The sequence below is a fragment of the Alteriqipengyuania abyssalis genome (assembly GCF_019857185.1).
Taxonomy (GTDB): Bacteria; Pseudomonadota; Alphaproteobacteria; order Sphingomonadales; family Sphingomonadaceae; genus Alteriqipengyuania; species Alteriqipengyuania abyssalis.
In genome coordinates, this window is record NZ_JAHWXP010000001.1 from 845,244 (window position 1) to 867,971 (window position 22,728).

The 22,728-nt window shown below is 65.7% G+C and carries 30 protein-coding genes; 22 read left to right on the forward strand and 8 right to left on the reverse strand.

Going from position 1 to position 22,728, the window contains the following annotated elements:
* The first annotated feature begins 125 nt into the window (after positions 1 to 125).
* From pyrE to ruvX, 9 genes are read left to right on the forward strand one after another with little or no spacing between them, the layout of a single operon-like run.
* On the forward strand, positions 126 to 707 hold the full coding sequence (pyrE, locus tag KYN89_RS04215) for an orotate phosphoribosyltransferase (protein WP_222823929.1): 582 nt from the start codon (positions 126 to 128) through the stop codon (positions 705 to 707).
* Positions 704 to 1,801, forward strand: coding sequence for a serine hydrolase domain-containing protein (locus KYN89_RS04220; protein WP_222823930.1), 1,098 nt, complete (start codon positions 704 to 706; stop codon positions 1,799 to 1,801). Before pyrE ends, KYN89_RS04220 begins: the two co-directional genes overlap by 4 nt.
* Positions 1,802 to 1,807: 6 nt before the next feature.
* Entirely contained in the window at positions 1,808 to 2,548 is a 741-nt protein-coding gene (locus KYN89_RS04225) for a pyridoxine 5'-phosphate synthase (RefSeq protein WP_222823931.1), read from the forward strand.
* Positions 2,545 to 2,820 (forward strand): pyridoxal phosphate biosynthetic protein, encoded by a 276-nt coding sequence (locus KYN89_RS04230; protein ID WP_222823932.1) that lies wholly within the window; start codon positions 2,545 to 2,547, stop codon positions 2,818 to 2,820. Before KYN89_RS04225 ends, KYN89_RS04230 begins: the two co-directional genes overlap by 4 nt.
* Positions 2,817 to 3,218 carry a holo-ACP synthase gene (acpS, locus tag KYN89_RS04235; RefSeq protein ID WP_010238389.1) on the forward strand — a complete coding sequence of 134 codons (402 nt, stop codon included), beginning with the start codon at positions 2,817 to 2,819 and terminating at the stop codon, positions 3,216 to 3,218. Before KYN89_RS04230 ends, acpS begins: the two co-directional genes overlap by 4 nt.
* Positions 3,215 to 4,114 (forward strand): signal peptidase I, encoded by a 900-nt coding sequence (gene lepB / locus KYN89_RS04240; RefSeq protein WP_222823933.1) that lies wholly within the window; start codon positions 3,215 to 3,217, stop codon positions 4,112 to 4,114. The genes acpS and lepB overlap by 4 nt, the downstream gene beginning before the upstream one ends.
* Before the next feature lie 11 nt (positions 4,115 to 4,125).
* Positions 4,126 to 5,292, forward strand: a complete 1,167-nt coding sequence (locus KYN89_RS04245) for an AI-2E family transporter (protein ID WP_222823934.1) — start codon at positions 4,126 to 4,128, stop codon at positions 5,290 to 5,292.
* A gap of 13 nt (positions 5,293 to 5,305) precedes the next feature.
* Complete coding sequence (locus tag KYN89_RS04250; RefSeq protein WP_222823935.1) at positions 5,306 to 6,526, forward strand: DUF3089 domain-containing protein; 1,221 nt, start codon at positions 5,306 to 5,308, stop codon at positions 6,524 to 6,526.
* A complete protein-coding gene (gene ruvX, locus KYN89_RS04255) occupies positions 6,505 to 6,993 on the forward strand; it encodes a Holliday junction resolvase RuvX (RefSeq protein ID WP_222823936.1) in 489 nt (162 codons plus the stop codon). The genes KYN89_RS04250 and ruvX overlap by 22 nt, the downstream gene beginning before the upstream one ends.
* Here the strand turns inward: ruvX and KYN89_RS04260 are convergent.
* Genes KYN89_RS04260 through KYN89_RS04270 form a run of 3 tightly spaced genes read right to left on the reverse strand, consistent with a single transcriptional unit; the run spans position 6,985 to position 8,912 of the window.
* A complete protein-coding gene (locus KYN89_RS04260) occupies positions 6,985 to 7,770 on the reverse strand; it encodes a transposase (protein WP_222823937.1) in 786 nt (261 codons plus the stop codon). The two genes, ruvX and KYN89_RS04260, sit on opposite strands and share 9 nt — an antisense overlap.
* The gene (locus KYN89_RS04265) at positions 7,755 to 8,726 is read right to left on the reverse strand and encodes a hypothetical protein (RefSeq protein WP_222823938.1); all 972 of its coding nucleotides are present in this window, start codon (positions 8,724 to 8,726) and stop codon (positions 7,755 to 7,757) included. The genes KYN89_RS04260 and KYN89_RS04265 overlap by 16 nt, the downstream gene beginning before the upstream one ends.
* 15 nt (positions 8,727 to 8,741) lie before the next feature.
* Entirely contained in the window at positions 8,742 to 8,912 is a 171-nt protein-coding gene (locus KYN89_RS04270) for a hypothetical protein (protein ID WP_010238509.1), read from the reverse strand.
* Between the two features lie 123 nt (positions 8,913 to 9,035).
* Here KYN89_RS04270 and KYN89_RS04275 point away from each other — a divergent pair, with 123 nt between their 5' ends.
* Together KYN89_RS04275 and KYN89_RS04280 are read left to right on the forward strand one after the other, a co-directional pair.
* The gene (locus tag KYN89_RS04275) at positions 9,036 to 9,515 is read left to right on the forward strand and encodes a PaaI family thioesterase (protein ID WP_222823939.1); all 480 of its coding nucleotides are present in this window, start codon (positions 9,036 to 9,038) and stop codon (positions 9,513 to 9,515) included.
* Positions 9,508 to 9,936 (forward strand): PaaI family thioesterase, encoded by a 429-nt coding sequence (locus KYN89_RS04280; RefSeq protein WP_222823940.1) that lies wholly within the window; start codon positions 9,508 to 9,510, stop codon positions 9,934 to 9,936. Before KYN89_RS04275 ends, KYN89_RS04280 begins: the two co-directional genes overlap by 8 nt.
* Positions 9,937 to 9,954: 18 nt before the next feature.
* Here the strand turns inward: KYN89_RS04280 and KYN89_RS04285 are convergent, their stop codons facing one another.
* Positions 9,955 to 12,093, reverse strand: coding sequence for a transglycosylase domain-containing protein (locus KYN89_RS04285; protein WP_222823941.1), 2,139 nt, complete (start codon positions 12,091 to 12,093; stop codon positions 9,955 to 9,957).
* Positions 12,094 to 12,234: 141 nt separating this feature from the next.
* Here KYN89_RS04285 and KYN89_RS04290 point away from each other — a divergent pair, with 141 nt between their 5' ends.
* Positions 12,235 to 12,462, forward strand: a complete 228-nt coding sequence (locus KYN89_RS04290) for a hypothetical protein (protein ID WP_010238517.1) — start codon at positions 12,235 to 12,237, stop codon at positions 12,460 to 12,462.
* Positions 12,463 to 12,495: 33 nt separating this feature from the next.
* Here KYN89_RS04290 and cobS read toward each other — a convergent pair whose 3' ends face one another.
* Positions 12,496 to 13,479: a cobaltochelatase subunit CobS gene (gene cobS, locus KYN89_RS04295; RefSeq protein ID WP_010238519.1), complete on the reverse strand. Its 984-nt coding sequence runs from the start codon at positions 13,477 to 13,479 to the stop codon at positions 12,496 to 12,498.
* Positions 13,480 to 13,573: 94 nt separating this feature from the next.
* Here cobS and KYN89_RS04300 point away from each other — a divergent pair, with 94 nt between their 5' ends.
* Positions 13,574 to 14,422 carry an oxygenase MpaB family protein gene (locus tag KYN89_RS04300; RefSeq protein ID WP_222823942.1) on the forward strand — a complete coding sequence of 283 codons (849 nt, stop codon included), beginning with the start codon at positions 13,574 to 13,576 and terminating at the stop codon, positions 14,420 to 14,422.
* Positions 14,423 to 14,427: 5 nt separating this feature from the next.
* Here the strand turns inward: KYN89_RS04300 and KYN89_RS04305 are convergent, their stop codons facing one another.
* Positions 14,428 to 15,066, reverse strand: a complete 639-nt coding sequence (locus tag KYN89_RS04305; protein WP_248284968.1) for a winged helix-turn-helix transcriptional regulator — start codon at positions 15,064 to 15,066, stop codon at positions 14,428 to 14,430.
* A gap of 92 nt (positions 15,067 to 15,158) precedes the next feature.
* Between KYN89_RS04305 and KYN89_RS04310 the strand changes: the two genes are divergently transcribed.
* Genes KYN89_RS04310 through KYN89_RS04325 form a run of 4 tightly spaced genes read left to right on the forward strand, consistent with a single transcriptional unit; the run spans position 15,159 to position 17,363 of the window.
* Entirely contained in the window at positions 15,159 to 15,599 is a 441-nt protein-coding gene (locus KYN89_RS04310) for a VOC family protein (RefSeq protein WP_222823944.1), read from the forward strand.
* Positions 15,600 to 15,611: 12 nt separating this feature from the next.
* Positions 15,612 to 16,295: a glutathione S-transferase family protein gene (locus tag KYN89_RS04315; protein ID WP_222823945.1), complete on the forward strand. Its 684-nt coding sequence runs from the start codon at positions 15,612 to 15,614 to the stop codon at positions 16,293 to 16,295.
* A gap of 2 nt (positions 16,296 to 16,297) precedes the next feature.
* Entirely contained in the window at positions 16,298 to 16,669 is a 372-nt protein-coding gene (locus KYN89_RS04320; protein WP_248284969.1) for a DUF1428 domain-containing protein, read from the forward strand.
* Between the two features lie 49 nt (positions 16,670 to 16,718).
* Entirely contained in the window at positions 16,719 to 17,363 is a 645-nt protein-coding gene (locus tag KYN89_RS04325) for a glutathione S-transferase family protein (RefSeq protein WP_222823946.1), read from the forward strand.
* Here KYN89_RS04325 and KYN89_RS04330 read toward each other — a convergent pair.
* Entirely contained in the window at positions 17,360 to 17,953 is a 594-nt protein-coding gene (locus KYN89_RS04330; RefSeq protein WP_222823947.1) for a J domain-containing protein, read from the reverse strand. The two genes, KYN89_RS04325 and KYN89_RS04330, sit on opposite strands and share 4 nt — an antisense overlap.
* Positions 17,954 to 18,007: 54 nt before the next feature.
* On the opposite strand from KYN89_RS04330, the gene KYN89_RS04335 reads away from it, so the two are divergent.
* The 5 genes from KYN89_RS04335 to KYN89_RS04355 are packed head-to-tail and all read left to right on the forward strand — an operon-like array spanning position 18,008 to position 21,620.
* Positions 18,008 to 18,286 (forward strand): BolA family protein, encoded by a 279-nt coding sequence (locus KYN89_RS04335; RefSeq protein WP_248284970.1) that lies wholly within the window; start codon positions 18,008 to 18,010, stop codon positions 18,284 to 18,286.
* Between the two features lie 5 nt (positions 18,287 to 18,291).
* Positions 18,292 to 18,999 (forward strand): glutathione S-transferase, encoded by a 708-nt coding sequence (locus KYN89_RS04340; RefSeq protein WP_222823948.1) that lies wholly within the window; start codon positions 18,292 to 18,294, stop codon positions 18,997 to 18,999.
* Positions 18,996 to 19,889 carry a pirin family protein gene (locus KYN89_RS04345; RefSeq protein ID WP_222823949.1) on the forward strand — a complete coding sequence of 298 codons (894 nt, stop codon included), beginning with the start codon at positions 18,996 to 18,998 and terminating at the stop codon, positions 19,887 to 19,889. Before KYN89_RS04340 ends, KYN89_RS04345 begins: the two co-directional genes overlap by 4 nt.
* A 10-nt stretch (positions 19,890 to 19,899) precedes the next feature.
* Entirely contained in the window at positions 19,900 to 20,721 is an 822-nt protein-coding gene (locus tag KYN89_RS04350) for an SDR family NAD(P)-dependent oxidoreductase (protein ID WP_222823950.1), read from the forward strand.
* Positions 20,718 to 21,620, forward strand: coding sequence for an alpha/beta fold hydrolase (locus KYN89_RS04355; RefSeq protein WP_222823951.1), 903 nt, complete (start codon positions 20,718 to 20,720; stop codon positions 21,618 to 21,620). Before KYN89_RS04350 ends, KYN89_RS04355 begins: the two co-directional genes overlap by 4 nt.
* Here the strand turns inward: KYN89_RS04355 and KYN89_RS04360 are convergent.
* Entirely contained in the window at positions 21,617 to 22,723 is a 1,107-nt protein-coding gene (locus KYN89_RS04360; protein WP_222823952.1) for a DUF2332 domain-containing protein, read from the reverse strand. The two genes, KYN89_RS04355 and KYN89_RS04360, sit on opposite strands and share 4 nt — an antisense overlap.
* Positions 22,724 to 22,728 lie beyond the last annotated feature (5 nt).

Below are 22,728 nucleotides of genomic sequence, written 5' to 3' on the forward strand. Positions count from 1 at the left end.
GCTCGCCCTATAGGGGCGCTTGCCGCGACTCTCAAGCGCCTCTAGACCGGAATTCACGGGGCGTCCAATGCGTTTGGTGCAACACCAGCCCCATCACTACACAGATAACGAAGGCACGAACGGTCATGACGGATGAAGAGATCATCGGTGAACTGCGGGGTTGCGACGCCCTGCTCGAAGGACATTTCCTTCTGAGTTCGGGCCGCCACTCGGCCCATTATCTGCAATGCGCGCGGGTGTTGATGGACCCTGAGCGCGCCAGCCGACTGGCCTTTGCGCTCTCTCAGAAGATCCCGCGCGATATCCGCAGCCAGATCGACGTGGTCGTCAGCCCGGCGATGGGCGGCCTTATCATCGGGCACGAAATGGGCCGCGCGCTGGGCAAGAACGCCATGTTCCTCGAACGGCCCGAAGGCACTTTCGAACTGCGCCGCGGCTTTGCCATGGAAAAAGGCGCGCGGGCACTGATGGTGGAAGACGTGGTAACCACCGGCAAATCGAGCGTTGAGGCGATCGAAGCGGTCAAGCGCGAGGGCGGCGAGGTGATCGCCGAGGCCGCGCTGGTCGATCGCTCGTCCGGCGAAGCGGACATGGGCGTGCCGTTCTTCCCGCTGATCCAGCTCTCCTTCCCGACCTATGCCAAGGGGGAGGTGCCCGAAAGCCTGAAGGCCGTGCCGATCACCAAGCCGGGGAGCCGCAAGGCTTGATCCTGCGCGCAGCCCTTGGCGCGCTCGCCCTGCTGGCCGCCGCGGGCTGCGCGGCCCCCGATCTGCGCGACACGCCGCCGACGCCCGGCGCACCCGCCGCGTCGGACCCTTTTGCGCAGGCTCTCTACAACAGCGGCTTTACAGGCGAGGCAGTGGTGAGCCGGAGGCCGGGCGACCTTTCCTCGGTCTCGATCGGGCGCGCTGCGCGGGACGAAGCGGATAATCCGGAGCGGTGGCCGTGGGCATCGGTGACCAAGCAGGTGCTGGCGGTACTGGCGATGCAGCAGGTCGAAGCCGGGACGCTCAATCTCGATGCTCCGGCGGATCGCTATCTGCCCGAGGTTGCCTCGGAGAAACCCTCCCCCACCATCCGCCAGCTGTTCCAGCACCGATCCGGCCTCGCCAATCCCGACGACAGCCCACCGGATGCGACCGGCTTCCCGTCGTTCTACTCCGACGGGCCGACCGGGCTCGACTGGTGTCTGGCCGATCGCACCGCGCCGAGCGATCAATGGCGCTACAACAACTGCGACTACATCGTGCTGGGCGCGATCCTCGAAAACGTGACCGGCCAACCGACCGAGGCGCTGCTGGAGAAGCGGATCGCCACGCCCTCTGGCTGGCGCGATACCGCACTGCTTCGCGCAGGCAGCGCGCGCGACTTTGCCGGGCGTGACCCAGTCTACACCACCCGCATCGCGCGCTACGGCACCTCTGCCGCGCTGGTCGGCCCGCTGGCAGACATGCTGCGCTTCGACCGCGCGCTGATGGCGGGCAAGTTGATCGGCGCGGAGGCCCGCGCCGCGATGTGGCAGGGCGATCCGCAGCTGGGATATATGGCGCTCGGCCAGTGGGTGTTCGACGCCCCGCTCGAAGGCTGCGATGCGCCGGTCCGCATCGTCGAGCGGCGCGGCGCGATCGGCAAATATCAGGTGCGCAACATCATCCTGCCCCAGCGCGACATGGCGCTGGCACTGACAACGACAGACGGCGAGCTCGATTTCGGCGAGATATGGACCGGCTCCGGCGCGCTGCACGATGCACTCGCCGCGCTTGCCTGCAACGCAATTGCGGGCCCGGCGACACCCCGCTAGAGCGCGATGATGAGCACCCGCCCCCAAAAACTCCGCCTGGGCGTCAATATCGATCACGTCGCGACCATCCGCAACGCGCGTGGCGGCGACCATCCCGATCCCGTGCGCGCGGCGCAGATCGTTGCGGCTGTGGGCGGCGACGGAATTACCGCGCACCTGCGCGAAGACCGCCGTCATATTCGCGACGACGATCTGAAGCGCATTCAGGATGCGACCGACCTGCCGCTCAACCTCGAAATGGCGGCGACCGAGGAAATGCTCGCGATCGCACTGCGCCACCAGCCGCACGCCGCCTGCATCGTGCCCGAGAAGCGCGAGGAGCGCACGACCGAAGGCGGACTGGACGCGGCGGGCCTGCACAACCAGCTCGCGCCGATCGTGTCGCAACTGACCGACGCGGGCATCCGCGTCTCGCTGTTCATCGAAGCCCATCCTGCACAGCTCGAAGCGGCGATGCGCCTCAGCGCGCCGGTAGTAGAGTTCCACACCGGCGAATATGCGCATGCAACTGGTGAGCAGCGCTCGATCGAACTGAAGCGGATTGCGGACATGGCGGCTCTGGCGGTGAAGAACGGGATCGAACCCCACGCGGGCCACGGCCTGACCTTCGACAATGTCCAGCCGATCGCCGCGATACCGCAGATCGCCGAGCTCAATATCGGCCACTACCTGATCGGCGAGGCGATCTTCACCGGGCTGGAACCCGCAATCCGCCGGATGCGCGAACTGATGGACGAAGCGCGGTGAGTGCGCCTGCAGAGATCACCCGGGCCCAGCGCTTCTGGCCGATCGCAGGGGCCATCCCCTTCCTGCTCAGCATATTCCTGCTGGGCGTCTCGCTCAACTCGGGCGCGCTGACCGTTTTCGCCGTCGTCTGGCCCCTGCTGCAAGTCGCAGGCTACACCATGACCTTGCGTCTGGCGAAGGGCGACACCTCGCACGATCTCGTCAAGACGCAGGTCATCCTGCATTATATCGCTCTGATCCTGCTCGTCGTCCTGCTGGTGCGCGCATCATGATCATCGGTTTCGGATCGGACCTGTGCAATATCGAGCGGATCCAGAACTCGCTCGACCGCTATGGCGAGCGGTTCGAGAACCGCGTCTTCACCGAGAAGGAACGCGCCAAGGCGCGGCGGCGCCCGTTCACCATCGCGGGAACCTACGCCAAGCGGTTCGCCGCCAAGGAGGCATTCTCCAAGGCGGTGGGCACCGGATTTCGCCAGGGCGTGTTCATGAAGGACATCGGCGTGGTTAACGCACCCTCGGGCGCGCCCACTCTCGAACTGGCACATGGCGCTGCGGAGGCGCTTGCGAAAATAACCCCGGCGGGCCATGTGGCACGCGTTCACCTGACCCTCACGGACGATCATCCATGGGCACAGGCTCTGGTGATGATCGAGGCACTTCCCGAATGAGCAACCTGACCAGCATGAGCAAAAAAGACACCGCACCCAAATCCGGCGAGGACGAGAAGGTCAACTGGTTCGCCGAATTCCGCGGACTGGCGCTGATGCTGCTCGCGGTGCTGGCGTTTCACAGCTTCGTCGCGAAACCGTTCTTCATCCCTTCGACCAGCATGATGCCCAATCTGCTGGTGGGCGACCAGCTGATCGTCAGCCGCTACCCCTACGGCTACAACTGGTCTTCGGTGACCTTCCACATGCTGCCGCGCGGCAACTGGCGCATTTTCGGCGGGACGCCGGAATATGGCGACATCGTCATCCCGACCCATCCGCAGCGCAGCGAAGACTATATCAAGCGCGTGGTCGCACTGCCGGGTGACCGGATCGCGGTGAAGAACGGGCAGATCATCCTCAACGGCAAGCCCGTGCCGCAGAAGGTCGAGCCCGCGATGCTGCTGCCGATCGATCTCAATTCGCCCTGTCAGGGCCCCGGTTTCACCACCGTCACCGGCCCCGACGGCACCCGCAAGTGCCGCGTCCCGGTCGAACGCGAGACCATGCCCAACGGCGCGAGCTACCTGATCATCGATGCGCTGCCCGACCAGCCGCTGGATAATTATCCCGAAATCCAGGTGCCCGACGATGCGGTGTTCGTGATGGGCGACAACCGCGATGCCTCGGCCGACAGCCGCGCCTCGATCGCCAATCAGGGCCTGGGTGGCCCCGTCCCGCTCGCCAATATCGGCGGTCGCGCGGAGTTCATAACCTATTCGCTGGACGGAACGGCCAGCTGGAACCCGTTCACCTGGTTCGGCGCGATGCGCGGCGACCGGGCGTTCACCACGCTGCGCCCGACCAAGTCCGATGACGCCGCGAAGGCCGTCGAAGACAATAGCAAGGGCGCCTGACCGGATCCCCAATGGCACAGCCTGACGATCCTTCGCGCGAGTCCGCAACGCCGGACAGCACCCGCGGCCCCGATACCGATAGCGAATACGAGGGCTGGGACGATGCCAGCCCGGCCTACATCTCCAATCCTCAACTGAGGCTGGAGATGCACAAGGCGATGGTGTGGGTCGGGGTGATCGGCCTGGCCGCGCTGGCGGTCTATATCTCGCAATCGCTGCTGGTGATCTTCGCCGCGCTGGTGTTCGCCTCGATGATCGACGGCGGCGCGCGCCTCATCGGCCGCTATTTGCCGATCCCGCGGACCTTGCGGATCGTCATGGTCCTGCTGCTCGCGATCGCGTTCCTCGTCTGGCTCGGCTATTTCGCAGGCTCGCAGATCGCCGAACAGGCTGCCACCCTCCCCGCCATCGTCGAGAAACAGCTGAACGACGTGATCGCGATGGCGCAGGAAAGCGGCTTCCAGATTTCGCTGTCCGACGCGCAGTCGATGGCCAACCAGGTGGTCAGCGGCGTCGGCACCGTGACCCGCGCGATCGGCGGAATTGCAGGCATCATCGGTACCACCGCGATCATCCTGATCATCGGCATCTATGTCGCGCTGGAACCCAACCTTTACGAACGCGGCGTCGAGTGGATGGCCCCGCGTGGCGAGCGCAGCGAACTGCGCAAGACGCTCGCCGAAATGGCGCTGACGCTGCGCCGCCTGATGGCGGGGCGGATCGTCGGCATGGTGTTCGAAGGGTTCTTCACCTGGATCGCGCTGGAGCTGTTCGACGTGCCGATGGCAGCGCTGCTGGGCATCCTGACCGGACTGCTGGCGTTCATTCCCAATATCGGCGCGGTCGTCTCGGGCCTGCTGATGGCGACCGTGGGCTTCTCGGTCAGCATGGAGACCGGGCTGGCCGCTGTGGCGATCTATTTCGTGGTCCAGACCTTCGATGGCTACGTCGTCATCCCCATGATCGCCCGCAAGACGGTCGACCTGCCGCCCGCGCTGGTGCTGGGTGCGCAGCTGATCATGGGGCTGCTGTTCGGCATTATCGGCCTGCTGCTGGCCGACCCGCTGCTCGCCATGCTCAAGGTCGCGCTCGTGCGCCGGTCGGAAGCGAACCAGGCCGCGCAGGACAGCGAATACGCCGCAGCCGCTGCGGCCGCCGCAAGCCGCGCGGACGCATAGGGGGAAAACACGGATGGTACGCGCATTTCTCTACTTCATCGCGACAATGATCGTGCTCGTCATCATCGGGCTGTTCGCGCTCAATTACTGGTCCGACAAGGCGACCGAGATCGCCTTCGTCCCCAACACCAAGTTCGTCGAGCAGGAAGCGCTGGCCGAGAACGCCTATGCCGACCCGGACATGTGGTATTCGCGCCCCGGCATCGGCACCAATGATCCCGCGCGCTACCAGCCCGCGATCGCCGAGACGCAGAACCCCCTGCCCCGCAGCGAGGACGAGCGCACGCTGGTGGAGCAAGCGAGCGAGGCCGGATCGCGCCGCGTCACCGCCGACGACGAACAGGGCGCGCCGCCCTTTGCGGTCTTCTTCGTCCACCCGACGAGCTACATCCCGACCAACCTCGACCGCGACATCCAGTGGAACGCGAAGCTGGGCAACAAGGAGGCGGAAGACCGCGCCACCCTGTTCCTGCGCGGGCTCGCCAGTCCGTTCAACCGCGCCGCGGAGATCTGGGCCCCCAAGTATCGCCAGGCGACCGTCGGTGCCTTCATCACCGACAAGCCCGAGGCGGAGCAGGCGATCGACGCGGCTTACCGCGATGTGGAACAGTCGTTCGACTATTTCCTCGAAAGCGTGGACAAGGATCGCCCGATCATCCTCGCCGGGCACAGCCAGGGATCGCTCCACCTGCTGCGGCTGCTGCGCGAGCGGATCAAGGGCCGCCCGGTGGAGAACCGCATCGCCGCGGTCTACGCGGTCGGCTGGCCGATCTCTATCGATCACGACCTGCCCGTGCTGCCGCTGCCCGCGTGCGAGCGCGCCAACGAGGCAGGCTGCATCCTCAGCTGGGTGAGCTTCGCCGATGATGGCGACCCGACCCAGCTCCTCAGCCGCTACCGGGCGAGCCCCGGCTTCGATGGGGAGCCGCGCGGCAACGGGGCGATCCTGTGCGTCAACCCGATCACCGGTTTCGCGAACAGCGCCGCCCCGGCGGACGACAACAAGGGCACGCTGGTGCCGAGTGAGGATCTTACCTCCGGCGAACTGGTCGCCGGTGCGGTCGGCGCGCGGTGCGACGAGCAGGGCATCCTGCGGATCGGCGACCCGCCCGAAATGGGCTCCGCCGTGCTGCCCGGCAGGAACTACCACGTCTACGACATCCCGCTGTTCTGGCGGAACCTGCAGGACGACGTGGTGACGCGCGTGCGCGAATGGACAGCCGCGAACTCGTAGGTGAGAGTGCCGCAGGTCTGGCCGAGACGCTGCCCGACGGGGGCGCGCTGATCGGGCTGGACCTGGGCACCAAGACCATCGGCATCGCGGTGTGCGATGCGGGCTGGCGCTTTGCCTCCGCACTCAAGACATTGTCGCGTGGCAAGTTCGGTCGCGATCGCGACGAGCTGCGCAAGCTCATCGAGGCGCGTAGCATTCGCGGGATCGTGATCGGCCTGCCGCGCAACATGGACGGCAGCGAAGGCCCGCGCGCGCAGGCGAGCCGCGCCTATGCGCGCAACCTTGCCGAAGCCTTCGGCCTGCCGGTGCTGCTGTGGGACGAGCGCTGGTCGACCAAAAGCGCCGAGGACGCGATGATCGGGCTCGATGTCAGTCGCCGCAAGCGGGCCGAGCGGATCGATGCCGAGGCCGCGACGATCATTTTGCAAGCGGCGATCGATGCGGCGACGGGTTCGCCGTTACTCTGACCGGATCATTCCGCTCGCCACCCGTCGCATCGCAGCACTGGGGTGATGTGTGGCGAAATGCTCCGCACAATGTCTCGCATCCTCCCCGCCCAGCGCCACACCCAGCCTTAGCAAGACTTCGTTCGCGCTCGCATTGAGCACACCCGCGATCCGGCCGGCTTCGGTGTCGAAACGGTACTGATCAAACCAGCCTTGCGCGGGGTTGGCGGCGCAGATGTTGAGCGAAACGGACAGGCTCTCGGGCGGATGCTGGCAATGGACGTCGCGATGCGCGCGATAGTGCAGCACGCGCCCCTCCCTCAGCCGCGATCGCTCGACGAACCGCAGATCGACATGCTCTCCGACCTCTCCCGAGACGCTGGCATAATCGTATTCCCAGTAGTCGCTGACATAGCCCGGGCCGAAATAGCCGACCGTCAGGAAGTCGAAATTGTGATCATGCGGCAGTCCGTAGACGAAGCTTGCCGCGCCGCTCGCCTGAAAGGCCGGATCTCCCCGCGCGGGCCAGATATTGGCGCGCAGGAAATAACCCTTGCGCGGCCCCGCCAGCATGATCGCCTGCGGGCCGTAACCGCTTGCCTGATCCTCGGCACCGGCCAGGAGATCGATCATCAGATCGCCGAGGAAGCCGCGATTGGCTGCCAGCCCGGCGAGCAGCGATGCCGCGTGCTGTAACGAACGCTCGTCCGCTGGTTCGAAGCCGTGCTCGTCCAGCTGCGCGATGCATTCTGCAAGTGTGAGCGGGGTGCAAGACGATGGCGTCAGCTCGCGAGGCATTGGCTTTCCCGGACCTTGGCAAGCTGTGGATAAGTTGTGCATAGCCTGTGGCGAAGTGCAGTTGCCTCGCGTGCCAGCGGATCACTGTCGCGCTCCGCAATCGCGCACAAACTCGCGAATCCACTGGCCGTGTCGAGCGCCAGCGCGTGACGCAGTGCCTGCCACCGGGCCCCCTCCCCCGCTTGTCCACAGCCCCCCTCCCCGCAGGCATAGCCCGCGAGAGCGGGTGCAGCGTCGGTTCGGCCCATCGCACCGAGCAATGCAGCAGCCAGTTCCGCGCGCCCGTCTGCAGGGCTCGGGGAGGCCCGGTGGACGATCCGCCCGGTTTCCAGCTCCACCTCTAGGGTCGGACGCGGATGGGCGGGCTCGCGTGCGACCCGCAGCAGCACCAGGGGCGCATCCAGAGCGGCAATGGCTCGGGAATTATCGGCATCGGCGGTGAGAACCGTGCCGGGGGCAAGGCGAACTTCTTGGGCCACTGGCGGCGCACCGTCGCGCCGTGTGTAACGTACCGCCGCCGCCTGCCCCGTCAGCACCACTTCCCGGCGATCGCAATCCGAAAAGGCGATAGTGCGCGGCGCTCTGGCTGTATCCGGCTCGACCAGCACAAGCGCCAGCGTCACCGGCCCGCCGCGGTGAATGTGGACGATGCCCTGCCCGCCGGCGTAGCTGTGCCGAAAGGGCAATTGCGCCAGTGGCTGGTCACGCCACGCAGCCAGCATGGCGGCGATGAACCGTGCAACGAACTCCTGCGCGCCGTCTTCATCGATAAGGGGTAGCAATGCGCCGCAGCGCGCGAAATCACCGGTGTTTCGCAGGGTCCGGCAATCGGCCAGAACTCGCGCGACCTGTGGCCGCCCCTGCCACTCGGCCCGCGCGGCCAGCACGCGATCCTGCGCCGCGGCCTGCGCGCGGCTATCGCCCGCAAATTCTCGCAGCGCAGCATCGACATGCATGGTCGGCGACTCGCCTCAGAATAAGCCGGTGGGCACTTCGGGCGGGAAGGTTTCGTAGAGGTAGACCATCAGGATCACGACCCGGTCGTCGGTCGTCGCGCTGGCCAGATCGGACAGGCTCCCGATCAGACCAGGCGCGTCGATCAGGCCCGGCAGGCTGTCGAGCGAAAGCTTGGGCAAGTTCATCGATGTTGCTCCCTTGAATGGCGCGCGGCTCCCCTTCCGCGCAGCGCCATTGATCCCGCGAAGCCCCGTCCCAAGCGAATTAAAATATTGTCATCGCCGCCATCTCCCGACAGATGAACGGGCATGGAGAAAGAGGCCCCACACCGCGATCCGGCGAACGTCTTCGACCCGGAGAAAGCTGCGCCATTCCTGTTTGCGGGCGGGCATCCGGGCTGGCTGGGGCTGACCTATCTCGGTCACGGAGAGGACTGGACCGAAATCAGGCTGCCCTGGCGCGAGGAGCTGATGGGCGACGATGTGCGTCGCGTGATCGCCTCAGGCCCGATCTTCTCGATGCTCGACATGGGTGGCGGCATTGCGATCTGGACCCGTGCACGGCGCTTCGTGCCGATCGCCACGCTCGACATGCGGGTCGACTACCAGCGCCCGGCAGGCGAGCGCGCGGATGTGATTGCGCGGTGCGAATGCTACCGCACAACGCGCTCTGCCGCCTTCGTGCGCGGGATCGCGCATGACGGCGATCCTGACGATCCGGTGGCGACGATGGCGGCGGTCTACATGACCATCGGCGATTTCAATCCGGCGGGGGCGAAGAATGACTGAGACCGGCGAACCCGAGATCGACCTTCTGTCGCACTATGCCCGCTCGCTCGGCATCGAAGTCTCCGGCTTCGAGGACGGCGTACCGGTGCTGTGCGTTTCCGGCATCGACGCAATCGAAGGGCGCCCCGGCCATTTCCACGGCGGCGCGACCAGCGGGCTGATGGAAACCGCGGCCTACGCGCTGCTGCGGCTGGCGCTGCACGAGCGCGGCGAGCAGGCGCAGCTCAAGCCGATCAACATCACCGTTCAGTTCCTCGCTGCGGCCAAGAAGGAACCGCTGTTCGCCAAGGCGCGGATCACCAAACTGGGTCGTCGCAGCGCGAACGTGACTGTCGAGGCATGGCAAGAAGAGCGCGACCGCCCGCGGGCAAGCGCGGTGATGAACGTGATGATCGCCCGGAGCGAACCCGAAGCCACCTGACGCACGCCGACAGGGCGATCAGTTCGCCGGTGCCGGTTCCTCTTCACGTAAGGGCGCAATCTCCGGCGCAGGCCGCGGCGCATCGCTCGGCGCGTCGATCGGCGGTGCCTCGCGAATGGTGATCCCGCTTTCGTCGGTGGTGATCTCCGCGCCGTCTTCCGCGATCGATGCCGGAATGTCACTCGCATCGGGCACGTCGAGCGGCTGGACCGGGGCGTTGGGGCTGCGCCGACGCGCGGGTGCGGCATCGCCGCTGCCCTGCGCCCGGCGCATGAACGCCTTCCAGATGCGCGCCGGCAGCCCGCCACCGCTGATTCCCTTGAGCGGCGTGTTGTCGTCGTTACCGATCCACACGCCCACCACCAGATCGCCCGCATAGCCCACGAACAGCGCATCGCGGTTGTTCTGTGTCGTGCCGGTCTTGCCGAAGTTGGGCCCCGGCAGCTGCGCCGCGCGGCCCGTTCCGCTGTTGATTGCGGTGCGCAGCAATTGCTCGATCTCGCGGTGGGTGGAGGCGGACATGCTACGCGGCGCGTTAAAGATCCGGTCCCACAGACCGACCGGTTCACGCACGAATGCGGTCGGGCGAACAGGGTAGGAATTGCCCGCTATTCCCGCATAGGCGGCGGTCAGCTCCATCAGCGACATGCCCGCGGTGCCCAGCGCCACGCTCGGGTCGCCGCGTGCGATCGGGCTGTTGATGCCGAGGTCGCGGGCAAGGCCGATCACCCGGTCGCTGCCGACCTCGTTGAACAGGCGCACGGTGGCGACATTGCTCGATTTGGCAAAGGCCTGCTCCAGCGTCAGAAAGTCGGAATAGCGATCATCGTAGTTTTCCGGGCGATAGCTCCCTTGCGTGAAGGGGCGGTTGCCGATCGGGTCACCGGGCTTGTAGCCCTCCTGCAGCGCGGCGAGATAGACGAAGGTCTTGAAGGTGGAGCCCGGCTGACGCGTGGCCATGGTCGCGCGGTTGAAGGCGCTTTGCGAATAGTCGGTCCCGCCGATCATCGCGACCACTTCTCCATTCGGACGCATCGCGACCAGCGCGGCCTGCGCATTGCCCAGGCCCGCTCCGGCGATCACGTCGCGCGCGATGTTCTGGAGCCGCGCGTCGAGCGTGGTGGTCAGCGACTGCTGCGCATAGCCCGGCGATGCACGGTCGCGCGCCTCGGGCAGCGCCCAGTCGGCGAAGTAGGTACCGGTCGGCAGGTCGTTGGTCAGCCGCATGTCGAGCGGCGGCGGGCGCATCGCGTCGGCCTCTTCCTGCGTGATGTAACCGGCGGAGACCAGGCTCGCCTTGACCGCGCCCATCCGCTCGACCGCGCGCTGGTAATGCTGCGAGGGCGCGTAGGCTGACGGTGCCTTCAGCAGACCGGCCAGCATCGCCGCCTGATTGGGCTTCAGCTTTTCCGGCTGGCGGTAGAAATAGTGCAGGCTCGCCGCGCGCAGGCCGTAGGTATTGTCGCCGAAATAGGCGTTGGAGAGATAACGCTCGAGGATCTCGTCCTTGGTCAGCCAGGTCTCCAGCCAGAACGCGATCAGCATCTCGCGCGCCTTGCGCGAGAGCGACTGTTCGGGCGTCAGAAAGGTGAACTTGGCGAGCTGCTGCGTGATCGTGCTGCCCCCTTGCGTCGGCCCGCCCGTCCAGTTGTTGATCGTCGCGCGTGCAAGCCCGCGCGGATCGACGCCCCAGTGGTCGTAGAACCGGCGGTCCTCGGTCGCGAGAAAGGCATTCACCACATGGTCGGGCAGGCGGTCGACCTCGACAGGCTCGTCATACACAGCGCCATTGCGCGCGATCGGGGTGCCGTCGGCCGCCAGCAGCGTGATCTGCGGCGGGGCGATCGGTTCGAGAGACTTGGACAGCGGGGCCGTGATCGCGAGCCAGATGACGATCAGGATCAGCAGGAACAGGAACGCCGCCGCACCCCGGATCGCCCAGAACCGCGTGCTGTGTGCGGTGAGGATATCGATCCCGCGATCCCACAGCGCGGGCCACATGCCAGTTCCGCGCGGGCGCTCGTCGACGAAATCCGGGTCGTCTTCCTCCCACGGATCGTCGATCATGCTTTCGGACAGGGAGTAATAGCCGGTGTGCCCGACAGGCCCGGCCTCATCCTCCTCGTCGTCGCGCCATGTCCCTCGCGGTGATGCCATGTGCGCCTGAATACAAGAACCACATGAACCACACCAGACGATGCGTGCGGGTGCGAATGCGTGCTGCTTGCCCGCTCTGCCACGCTGGGCTAATTTCCGCCGGTTACGAAGCTATAAATCTACCAAAAAGGAAATCCGATAATGGCAGCCAAATCGGCCTGCATCATTACCACCAGCAACGAAAACCAGGGCGCCTACGGCGTGCGTTGCGACACCGACGAGAGCATCTATTTCCCGATCAGCGTGGCCGACGCGCTGGGGCTGGAGGAATTCGACGAGGTCGAGGCGATCATGATCCGCAACGACCGCGACGAGCCGAAGTGGAAGGCGATCAAGGCCCGCTATCTGGACGAGGCCGACGCGGACTGAGGCTGACGGCCCCGGCCCGGCAGCGCCGCGCGGCTATTGCGCGACGACGCTTTCGGGCAGGTCCGTGCCGAACACGCGCTGGTAGTATTCGGCCACCAGCATCCGCTCAGCCTCGTCGCACTTGTTGAGGAAGCTGACCCGGAAGGCGAAGCCGATATCCTTGAAGATCGCGGTGTTCTGCGCCCAAGTGATGACCGTGCGCGGGCTCATCACGGTGGAGATATCGCCGTTCATGAAGCCCTGACGGCTGAGATCGGCCACCTTGACCATGTCGGCGATGGTTTTCTTCTCCATCTCCGGCACCTTGGCGGAGACGATCGTCTGCTCGGTCTCGGCGGGCAGGTAGTTCAGCCCGACAACCACGTTCCAGCGGTCCATCTGGCCCTGGTTGATCTGCTGCGTGCCGTGATACAGCCCGCTCGTGTCGCCGAGGCCGACCGTATTCGCGGTCGCGAACAGGCGGAAACCGGGGTTCGGGCGGATCACGCGGTTCTGGTCGAGCAGGGTCAGCTTGCCTTCCGCCTCCAGCACACGCTGGATCACGAACATCACGTCGGGGCGGCCCGCGTCATATTCGTCGAACACCAGCGCGACCGGGTGCTGCAGCGCCCAAGGCAGCAGGCCTTCACGGAATTCGGTTACCTGAAGGCCGTCGCGCAGCACGATCGCGTCGCGTCCGACCAGGTCGATGCGGCTGATATGCGCATCGAGATTGATCCGCACGCAGGGCCAGTTCAGCCGCGCGGCGACCTGTTCGATATGGGTCGATTTACCGGTGCCGTGATAGCCCTGCACCATCACGCGGCGGTTGAACGCGAAGCCCGCGAGGATCGCCATTGTCGTGTCCGGATCGAAGACATAGGTCTCGTCCAGATCGGGCACGCGGTCGTCCGCCTTGCTGAAGGCAGGCACCTGCCAGTCAATGTCGATCCCGAAGGTCTCGCGCACGTCGACCGTCGTGTCGGTCGCGGCGAGGATGGTGCTTTCGGTCGGATTGAAGGTCTTGTCGTCGCTCATCACCCGCGGACCTAGAGGTGTTGCGCGGGCCTAGCAAGCGGGCTTTGCGCGATGGATTTCCAAACCCCGGCACCGCTGTATAGTCCTGCATGCAATGCCCGGCCCTCGCCCCGATCCGCTCGACCCGCTTCGCAACGCGATTGTCCAGCAGGTGCGCGCGGCGTTCAACCAGGGCAAGGTGCCCGAAACCCGCGATCCGCCATCGGACGATGCGCTGTTCGCGAAGGATTCGCCGATCCGGATGGTCCACGCGGACGTGATGGGGATGATGATCGGCGGCATTCGCGGGCTGTTCCTGCAGATGCTCCACCCCGCGGCCTTGCAGGGCGTGCTCGACTATTCGAACTTTCGCGAGGATGCGCAGGGGCGCTTCCACCGCACCGCGCAGTTCATCTCCGTGACGACCTTCGGCCATCGCGACCGCGCGCACGAGGCGATTGCCCGGGTCAACCAGATCCACCGCAAGATCACCGGTACGCTGCCCGATGGCACGCCCTATTCGGCAGGCGACCCGCGCACGCTGGCCTGGGTGCATATCGCGGAAGCCTCCAGCTTCCTGCAAGGATACCTGCGCCACGCCCGGCCCGACATGCCGCGTGCCGAGCAGGACGAATATTACGCGCAGATGGCGGTGATCGGCCGCGCGCTCCACGCCGATCCGGTGCCGACCAGTGTGGCCGAGGCAGAGGCGATCATGCGCGAGTTCCGGCAGGAACTGACCACTTCGAAGGAAGCGCGCGAGATCGCGCAGTTCGTCCTCGCGATCCGCCCGCAGGGCTTCCCGGCGGCGTTGCAGCAGGCGATTGCGGCGGAGGCGGTCATGCTTCTGCCGCCCTTCGCCCGTTCGATGCTGGGGCTGCACCGCCCCGGCCTGACCGCCCTGCCCGCGCGTGCAACCACCCGCGCATTGGGCCGAACCCTGCGCTGGGCGATGCGGCAGTAGCGCGTTCAGCGGGGCAGGTGGAACAGGTCGACGAAGCGCTCGGCCGCCTTTGCATCCCCCTGGATCGTGGCGCCGACCGCGTCTGCCGGCTGCTTGCCGTAGAACACGCCTGCTAGCTGCGGCGCCTTGTCGGCGATAAACACGCTGTCGGCGCCGTCGGGCGCGCCGCGCTCTATCGGGAGTTCGCCGTCGGCGAGCCGTGCGACGAAGCTCTCTTCGCCGATCCTGAAACCGAAGGTCGCGGCCCACTGCCCCGCTCTCTTGCGATCGATCATCGTCCTCAGCGAGATCATGAAGGACACGGCGGACAGCGGCAGCGTGGGATCGTGCAAGGGTGAGGTCGCGGCCCACCGGCCGAGTTCCTGAATGATCGTCTCTGCGGAATAACCCCAATCGGTCAGCTCGTAGACCTGCGATGCGGCAGGCGGCGGCAGCTTGTAACGCGTCAGCACCCCTGCCTCGGCCAGCGTGGCCAGCCGCTCGGTCAGCACCTTCGCGCTGACGCCCGGCAGGCTCGCACGCAGATCGGAAAACCGACGCGGCCCCAGCATCAATTCGCGGATGATCAGCAGAGACCAGCGTTCGCCCACCAGTTCGAGCGCAAACGCGGTCCCGCAGGCGTCGTCATACCAGCGTCCATGCATTTTAGTTTCTTTTTGTAACTTCATTGTTGCCTTAAGTAACCGCTGTGCGCATAAGATTCAACATCGAGTCGCGGCATGGAGAGGACGCTGCAATGACCAAAATGATTTTCGTGAACCTGCCGGTAGCCGATCTGGCCGTTTCGACCGCGTTCTACTCCGCGATCGGCTTTACCCAGAACCACATGTTCTCCGACGAAACGGCCAGCGGGATGGAATGGAGCGACACCATCAAGGTCATGCTGCTGAGCCACGACAAGTGGAAGAGCTTTACCACCAAGCCCATCGTCGACGCTCATTCCGCCGCGCAGGTCGCGCTGTGCGTCAGCATGGAAAGCCGTGAGGCGGTCGACGAGATTACCGAAGCCGCAGGCAAGCACGGCGGCAAGGCCGACATCAACCCGAAGCAGGAATTCGGCGACATGATGTATGGTCGCAGCTTCGAAGACCCAGATGGGCATGTTTGGGAGCCGATGTGGATGAACCCGGCGATGGCGACCGGCGGCCCGCCCGCCGAAGCCGCTGTCGACGCCTGAGGCGCTGCGGCCATGTCGATGATGAGGCCCGACGCCCCGATTGAAATCGCCGGCTATCAGTGGGTGCCACCGTTTGCGCGCGGTTTCGTGCGCGATCTGCGCCCGCGGTGGGCGTGCGAGGAGGCGGGCATTCCATACCGCGAACGGCTTGCGGACGTGACCGACAAGCCGGGCTGGCTGCTCGATGTGCAACCCTGGGGCCAGGTCCCGATCATGCGCGATGGCGACATCGTGCTGTTCGAAAGCGGGGCGACGCTGCTCCATCTCGGCGAGAAGAGCGAGGCCCTCCTCCCGCGCGACCCGCAGCAGCGGGCGGCTGCGATCTCGTGGCTCATGGGTGCGTTCAACTCCGTCGAACCGTGGATGTTCGAGTGGACCAACGTCACCGCGTTCGCGCGAGGCGAGGAATGGGCCAAGCTTCGCCGCCCGAGCCTGGAGGAATTCATCGCCAAACGCCTCGCCCCGCTCGAAAAGCGGCTCGGCGGACAGGACTGGCTGGGCGACACCTTCACCATTGCCGATATCGCTATGGTCACCGTGCTGCGAGCCATCGGCGGCAGCCAACTGCTGGCCGACCATCGGGCAACGCAAGCCTATGTCGCGCGCGGGGAAGCCCGCCCCGCATTTCAACGAGCAATGTCCGACCAGCTTGCCGCCTTCGACCGCAATGGGCCGCCTGCATCCCAAGGAGAGTGATCATGTACGTCAACGGATTCATCGTCCCCGTGCCAGCCGGTAACAAGGACGCCTATCTCGAGGTTGCAGAGAAGTTCTGGCCAATCGCGCGCGACTACGGCTGCACCGGCCACGTCGAGGCGTGGGAGGCCGACGTCAAAGACGGCGAACACACCGATTTTCGCCGTGCGGTCGATCTCAAGGAAGGTGAGAAGGTCGTATTCAGCTGGATGACCTGGCCCGACAAGGCGACCGCCGACGCCGCGCACGACAAGATGATGGCGGACGAGCGGATGGAGACCATGTTCGGCGCACCGGACGGGAGCGATATGCCCTTCGACGGAAAACGCATGGTGATTGGAGGATTCGAGGTCATCATGCACAAGGAAGCCTGAACACGAAGGTGCAAGCCACCCTCGAGGCATCGCACGATGGAGATCGAGAGTGGCCGAATACACGCTCTACACCAATCCGATGAGCCGGGGGCGGATTGCCCGCTGGGCACTGCACGAGGTGGATGCGCGCTACGATCAGGTGATTGTCGAATACGGCCCGCGTGAGAGCAAGCCTGCGGCGTTCCTGAAAGCCAATCCGATGGCCAAGGTGCCCACGCTGGTTCACCACCACGCTTGCCACGACCACGTGGTCACCGAATGCGCCGCAATCTGCCACTATCTGGCCGAGATGCACCCGGATGCCGGGCTGCTGCCCGAAGCCCACGAGAAAGCGGACTATTTCCGCTACCTGTTTTTCGTCGCCGGACCGTTTGAGCAGGCAAGCATTTCCCAACGGATGGGATGGTCGAGCGATGATCCGCAGGCCCAGCGGATGCTCGGGTTCGGCAGTTTCGAGCTTGCGGTCGATGCGCTGGAAACAATGCTGGCAGGCCGCGACTACGTGTGCGGCGGGCGGTTCACCGCAGCGGATATCTATGTCGGCGCGCAGGTCATCTGGGGCGTCGATTTCGACACACTGCCCCGACGCGACACCTTCGTCGCCTATGCAGAGCGCGTCAAACAACGCGTCGCGTACCGAATAGCGGACACGATCGACGAAGAGCTGATCGCCGAACGCGGCCCACAGGGCTAGGCGATCGCTGCGCTTTTTCTCAGCATCTGGTAGGCTTCCACCACCCGCCTAAGCCGCGTTTCGTGGGTCCGGTCGCCGCCGTTGCGGTCGGGATGGTAGCGGCGGACGAGTTCGGAATAGCGCTGGCGCAACCGCTTGCGATCGGCCTCGATACCGAGGCCGAGGACTTCCAGCGCCTTCGCCTCCTCCTTCGAGAAGCGCCCATCCATCGCCATTTCGGCCTCGCGCCGGGCGCGGCTCTTGATCCCGCCTGCACGGGCGGAGATCGCGTCGAGCGGGTCGTCGAACTCGCCCCAGCGCGGCATCCCGTCGACCGGACCGCTTGCGCGAAATGCAGGCGTCTCGGTCTGCCAGCCGGCGGACGGGGATTGCGCGCGCAGAATTTCTTCCGCGCTCATCCCTTCGAACCAGTCGTACCCGGCGTTGAACTCGCGTATGTGATCGAGGCAGAACCAGCGCCACTGGCCCGGCCCATCGAAACTGTTGCCATAGGCGCCGGGCGCACGAAACTCACCCGGCTCCTCGCATGTCGGGTGGGCACAAAGCCTGCCTTGCGCCTCGTGGCGGCCATGGAACCGGGTCTGTCGCATAGCGCTTTAGGATGGGCAGCGCAGAGCAAAATTGCAAAGGGATCGAACGACAAAATGGCACACTCCGTAGCTGAAGAGATGGAACAGCTGCTGCGCGAGGCGTTCTCGCCCACCCAGCTGGAGATTCTCAACGACAGCGCCAAGCACCGCGGTCACGCGGGCGATGACGGCACCGGGGAATCGCATTTCACGATTGTGATCGAGGCACCGGCTTTCGTCGACAAATCACGTCTCGAACGCCAGCGGATGATCAACGCCGCGCTGGGCGATATTCCCGGCGACCGGGTCCACGCGCTGGCGATCAAGGCCACCGCGCCGAGCCATCCGGGCTGAGCGCGATGGCATATGATCTGTGGTACTGGCCGGGCATTCAGGGTCGCGGCGAATTCGTACGGCTGGCGCTTGAGGCTGCGGGCGTAGGCTATCGCGATCGCGCGCGGAGCGATGGGGTGGAGGCGCTGGTCGATGATCTGGACCGGCGGAGCGGCATTCGCCCCTACGCCCCGCCCTATCTCGTCGACGGCGATTTCTGCATCGCGCAGGTGGCGCATATTCTCGCTTGGGCGGGGGAAAAGCACGGTTTCGGCGCTGGCGATCAGGCCGGCGATCTCCAGCTCATCATGCTGCAGCTGACCATCAGCGACATCGTTGCCGAGGCGCATAATGTCCATCACCCGATCGCGGGCGACCTCTATTACGAGGACCAGAAGGATGCCGCAGCGCGCGCGGCGGAGAATTTCCGCGAGCAGCGCATCCCCAAATTCTTCCGCTATTTCGAGGACGCGCTGTCGGCGAATGACGGCCCCTTCGTTCTCGGCGACAGGTGGAGCCATGTCGACACCTCGCTGTTCCAGTTGGTCGAGGGGCTGCGCTATGCCTTCCCGCAGCGCATGAAGGCGATCGAGGGCGATTATGCGAAACTGATCGCCTGCCGCGACGCGGTGGCGGAGCTGGATGGCATCAAGGACTATCTCGCATCCGAGCGCCGGCTGGCGTTCAATGAGGACGGCATCTTCCGCCACTATCCGGAGCTCGACGCAGCATGATCGGCGGCCCCATCGAAGCGACCATCACCCCGACCAATCACGACCTCGGCGATTTCGAGGTGCGGCGCGCGCTGCCATCGAAGCAGCGCCGCATGGTCGGCCCGTTCATCTTCGTCGACGAGTTCGGCCCGGCGCATCTGCCGCCGGGCGGCGGGATGGACGTGCGCCCGCATCCGCATATCAACCTCGCCACGGTGACCTGGCTGTTCGAGGGCGCGATCGACCATCGCGACAGCATCGGCACCTTTTCCACCATCCGCCCCGGCACGGTTAACCTGATGACCGCAGGCAGCGGGATCGTTCATTCGGAACGTTCGCCCGAAAGCGAGCGGGGCGGCGGCCCGCGCATGTTCGGGATGCAGACCTGGCTCGCCCTGCCCGATGGTCGCGAGGAGATCGACCCCGCATTCGAGGCGGTCGAGGACCTGCCGGTGATCGAGGATGCGGGCGCGCGCGCGATTATCATCATGGGCGACCTATGGGGCGAACGCGCCTCCACCACGACCTATGCCGACACGATCTATGCCGAGATCGTGCTTGCCCCCGGAGGCCAGATCCCGATCGAAACCCCGGCGGACGAGCGCGCGCTGATGGTGGTCGATGGCGCAGCAACCATCGATGGCGAAGAGCTGCCGCTCTACACGCTGGTCGTGCTCAAACCCGGCGATGCGCCGCTCCTCAGGTCGGAGAAAGGCGCGCGGGTGATGCTGCTGGGCGGAGAGAGCTTCGCGACCAAGCGGCACGTGTTCTGGAACTTCGTCAGCTCGGACCGCGAGCGGATCAACCAGGCCAAGGAAGACTGGCGCGAAGGCCGCTTCCCCAAAGTGCCCGGCGACGATCAGGAATGGATTCCCCTGCCCGACAAGCCCAAAACGGTCACCTATCCCTGAAGGAAAAATCATGAGCGAAGTTTTCGCCGGCAAGGTCGGCTGGATCACCGGTGCATCCTCCGGTATCGGCGCGGCGCTGGCGCGGGCCTTGTCGGGCGAAGGGATGCACGTGATCCTGTCGGGCCGCGACGAAGCGCGGCTGGCCGAGGTGGCGCAGGATTGCGAGACCGAGACGCTGGTGCTGCCTTTCGACGTGCGTGACGAGGATGCGATGCACGCCGCTACCGAGAAGGCGATCAAATGGCGCGGCGGGGTCGACCTGTTCGTCGCCAATGCGGGCATATCGCAGCGCAGCCGCGCGACGCAGACCGCGATGCAGGTCTATCGCAACATCATCGATATCGATCTAACCGCGCAGATCGCCGCCACGCAGGCACTGCTACCGCATTTTGCCGTGCGCGGGAGCGGGCATCTGGTGTTCGTCTCGTCGGTCGCGGGCAAGATCGGGATTCCGCTGCGGACCGCCTACTGCGCCGCCAAGCATGGCCTGGTCGGCTATGCCGACGCGCTCCGCGCCGAACTCTCCCAATCGGGCGTATCAGTGCATGTCGCGTGCCCCGGATCGGTCGCAACAAATGTCAGCCGCAACGCGCTGAGCGCCGATGGCTCACCACGCGGGCGCAGCGACAGCGTGATCGACAACGGCATGCCCGCCGACGAAGCAGCGCGCCGCATCCTCGACGGCGTGGCAAGCGGCGAGCGCGAGATCATCGTTGCGCGCGGCGGCGAGAGCAGCTGGGGCGAACAGCGCCGGACGCCAGACGCGCTGTTCGATCAGGTCGCGGCGATGGTCGCCAACGGCTACATGGACAAGATCGAGGGTGAGGGATGACGATGGAACAGACACGGGTAAAACTGGCCAACGGGATCGAGTTGGATGTGCTCGATGAAGGGCCCAAGGATGCGCCCGCGCTGATCTTCCTTCACGGCTTTCCCGAAAGCCATCGGACTTGGCGCCATCAGATCCCCCATTTTTCCGATCGGTTCCGGTGCATCGCCCCCGACCAGCGCGGCTACCGCGGATCGTCCAAGCCGCAGGAAGTGGATGCCTATCGGCCCGACAAGCTGATCGGCGATATTTTCCAGCTGGCCGATGCGCTGGACGTCGAGACATTCACGATCGTCGGCCACGACTGGGGCGGCGCGATCGCCTGGGGGGTTGCGCTGGGCGGGCAGATGAATGGCCGCGTCACGCGTTGCGTCATCGCCAATGCACCGCACCCCGCGATCTTCCAGAAGCTGTTGTTCACCGATCCGAACCAGCGCGAGAGCAGCCAGTACATCCGAGGCTTCCGCGACACCGCGAACGACGATCTGGTGCGCGAGCACGGGCTCGTCGGCATTCTGATGAAAGAGGTGCGGTGGGACCGGCCCGATGCGATGGAGGCCGAGGAGCGTGAGGCGCTGCTGAAGGACTGGCAGGACCGCGACGCAGCCTTCGGCATGCTGAACTGGTACCGCGCGAGCCCGATGATCGTGCCGCCGATGGATGCACCGTTCGAGGTGCCAGCGGACTACCAGCCGCCGCAACTGCCCAATCTGTCGATCCCCACGCTGGTGATCTGGGCGATGGACGATCTCGCGCTGCCGCCGGGCAACATGGTCGGCATGGACGAGATCATCGACGACCTCACGATCGAGAAAGTGACCGGTTGCGGCCACTTCGTCCCATGGGAATCGCCGGCCAAGGTCAACGCGGCGATGGATGCGTTTCTGGGGCGGACGGCCTAGACCGCCTCCCACTCGACCCAGGCACCGTGAGGATGCGCAACGCCGAGGCGCTGCCATTCCTCACCGCCCCCTTCGTTATCGGGCCAGTAGCGCACCGACAGTTCGTGGCGGTGCGTGTCGCGGTCGGCCTCCAGCGAAATCCACGCAAGCGGGGCGTCTTGCGTGGCCTTTGCGCCGGCTGCCTCGATCGCTTCGGTCACCTTCTCGCGCTGATACTCGGGCACGTATTGCCACACGATCGAGTGCATGATCACGCGGGTCACGCCGGGCTCCGCAGGCTCGGCCAGCACCTTCTCCACGAAGACATCCGCGCTCTCCCGCGCGATCTCGGGCGGCATAGTATTGGCCGCCGCGATGGCCGCATCCATCCGCGCGAATCGCTCGGTAAATTCGGGCCAGATATAGGCCTTGAGCCGCAGCGCCTGCGCCGGATCGGTCAGGTCGACCGGTGCAATGTCGCACCCGCGCGCCCCGACGATGTCGTACGCCGTGTCTGGAGGCGGAGGGCCGCGCCATTCGGGCACCAGCCGCATCTGCGCGCCGCCTGGCCCGGCAGTCATCCCGCCCAAATCGAAGAAATAGCGGCGCATCATCAGGTTGATCCCGGCGCTCGACCCGATCTCGTTGAGCGCGAATTGCGCCGGAAGACCCTTGTCGGCGAGCCACAGCATCGCCGCGGCATAGGCCCAGCTGCGGCCCGCCTCGTTGGTCTGCGGCGGGCCGTCGAGCCACGGCATCAGGAACGCCTCGTGCCGCTCGATCGCGTCGGCGACCACGTCCCGCGGATTGCTGACCCGCTGGCGCAGATAGATCGCCGACAGCGCAGCATCCTGGTCGCCCAGATGCAGCGCATGCAATCCACCCGCGATTCTCAGCGGCAGCGCATCGGCCAGCGGCGCGCCTGCCCATTTGCGCACCCGGCGCATCACCGCCCCGCCCCGCTCCGTATCGAGCAGGCCCAGCAGCGCCTCGCAGATTTCCGCGGTCACCGGCGCGCCGTTGTCGCGGCAATAGGCAACCTGGTTGGCAAACGCGCGCTTCACCGCCTCGAACCCTTTCGCCTGTGGATCGACCTTCTCGTATTTCGCTTCGTCGCCTGACATATCTC

What these genes read in the sequence shown, in the direction of transcription:
- pyrE (WP_222823929.1), top strand. Translation starts at nt 126, where the DNA reads ATGACGGATGAAGAGATCATCGGTGAACTGCGGGGTTGCGACGCCCTG.
- KYN89_RS04225 (WP_222823931.1), top strand. Translation starts at nt 1,808, where the DNA reads ATGATGAGCACCCGCCCCCAAAAACTCCGCCTGGGCGTCAATATCGAT.
- acpS (WP_010238389.1), top strand. Translation starts at nt 2,817, where the DNA reads ATGATCATCGGTTTCGGATCGGACCTGTGCAATATCGAGCGGATCCAG.
- lepB (WP_222823933.1), top strand. Translation starts at nt 3,215, where the DNA reads ATGAGCAACCTGACCAGCATGAGCAAAAAAGACACCGCACCCAAATCC.
- KYN89_RS04245 (WP_222823934.1), top strand. Translation starts at nt 4,126, where the DNA reads ATGGCACAGCCTGACGATCCTTCGCGCGAGTCCGCAACGCCGGACAGC.
- KYN89_RS04250 (WP_222823935.1), top strand. Translation starts at nt 5,306, where the DNA reads ATGGTACGCGCATTTCTCTACTTCATCGCGACAATGATCGTGCTCGTC.
- ruvX (WP_222823936.1), top strand. Translation starts at nt 6,505, where the DNA reads ATGGACAGCCGCGAACTCGTAGGTGAGAGTGCCGCAGGTCTGGCCGAG.
- KYN89_RS04260 (WP_222823937.1), bottom strand. Translation starts at nt 7,770, where the DNA reads ATGCCTCGCGAGCTGACGCCATCGTCTTGCACCCCGCTCACACTTGCA.
- KYN89_RS04265 (WP_222823938.1), bottom strand. Translation starts at nt 8,726, where the DNA reads ATGCATGTCGATGCTGCGCTGCGAGAATTTGCGGGCGATAGCCGCGCG.
- KYN89_RS04270 (WP_010238509.1), bottom strand. Translation starts at nt 8,912, where the DNA reads ATGAACTTGCCCAAGCTTTCGCTCGACAGCCTGCCGGGCCTGATCGAC.
- KYN89_RS04275 (WP_222823939.1), top strand. Translation starts at nt 9,036, where the DNA reads ATGGAGAAAGAGGCCCCACACCGCGATCCGGCGAACGTCTTCGACCCG.
- KYN89_RS04280 (WP_222823940.1), top strand. Translation starts at nt 9,508, where the DNA reads ATGACTGAGACCGGCGAACCCGAGATCGACCTTCTGTCGCACTATGCC.
- KYN89_RS04285 (WP_222823941.1), bottom strand. Translation starts at nt 12,093, where the DNA reads ATGGCATCACCGCGAGGGACATGGCGCGACGACGAGGAGGATGAGGCC.
- KYN89_RS04290 (WP_010238517.1), top strand. Translation starts at nt 12,235, where the DNA reads ATGGCAGCCAAATCGGCCTGCATCATTACCACCAGCAACGAAAACCAG.
- cobS (WP_010238519.1), bottom strand. Translation starts at nt 13,479, where the DNA reads ATGAGCGACGACAAGACCTTCAATCCGACCGAAAGCACCATCCTCGCC.
- KYN89_RS04300 (WP_222823942.1), top strand. Translation starts at nt 13,574, where the DNA reads ATGCCCGGCCCTCGCCCCGATCCGCTCGACCCGCTTCGCAACGCGATT.
- KYN89_RS04305 (WP_248284968.1), bottom strand. Translation starts at nt 15,066, where the DNA reads ATGCATGGACGCTGGTATGACGACGCCTGCGGGACCGCGTTTGCGCTC.
- KYN89_RS04310 (WP_222823944.1), top strand. Translation starts at nt 15,159, where the DNA reads ATGACCAAAATGATTTTCGTGAACCTGCCGGTAGCCGATCTGGCCGTT.
- KYN89_RS04315 (WP_222823945.1), top strand. Translation starts at nt 15,612, where the DNA reads ATGTCGATGATGAGGCCCGACGCCCCGATTGAAATCGCCGGCTATCAG.
- KYN89_RS04320 (WP_248284969.1), top strand. Translation starts at nt 16,298, where the DNA reads ATGTACGTCAACGGATTCATCGTCCCCGTGCCAGCCGGTAACAAGGAC.
- KYN89_RS04330 (WP_222823947.1), bottom strand. Translation starts at nt 17,953, where the DNA reads ATGCGACAGACCCGGTTCCATGGCCGCCACGAGGCGCAAGGCAGGCTT.
- KYN89_RS04335 (WP_248284970.1), top strand. Translation starts at nt 18,008, where the DNA reads ATGGCACACTCCGTAGCTGAAGAGATGGAACAGCTGCTGCGCGAGGCG.
- KYN89_RS04340 (WP_222823948.1), top strand. Translation starts at nt 18,292, where the DNA reads ATGGCATATGATCTGTGGTACTGGCCGGGCATTCAGGGTCGCGGCGAA.
- KYN89_RS04345 (WP_222823949.1), top strand. Translation starts at nt 18,996, where the DNA reads ATGATCGGCGGCCCCATCGAAGCGACCATCACCCCGACCAATCACGAC.
- KYN89_RS04350 (WP_222823950.1), top strand. Translation starts at nt 19,900, where the DNA reads ATGAGCGAAGTTTTCGCCGGCAAGGTCGGCTGGATCACCGGTGCATCC.
- KYN89_RS04355 (WP_222823951.1), top strand. Translation starts at nt 20,718, where the DNA reads ATGACGATGGAACAGACACGGGTAAAACTGGCCAACGGGATCGAGTTG.
- KYN89_RS04360 (WP_222823952.1), bottom strand. Translation starts at nt 22,723, where the DNA reads ATGTCAGGCGACGAAGCGAAATACGAGAAGGTCGATCCACAGGCGAAA.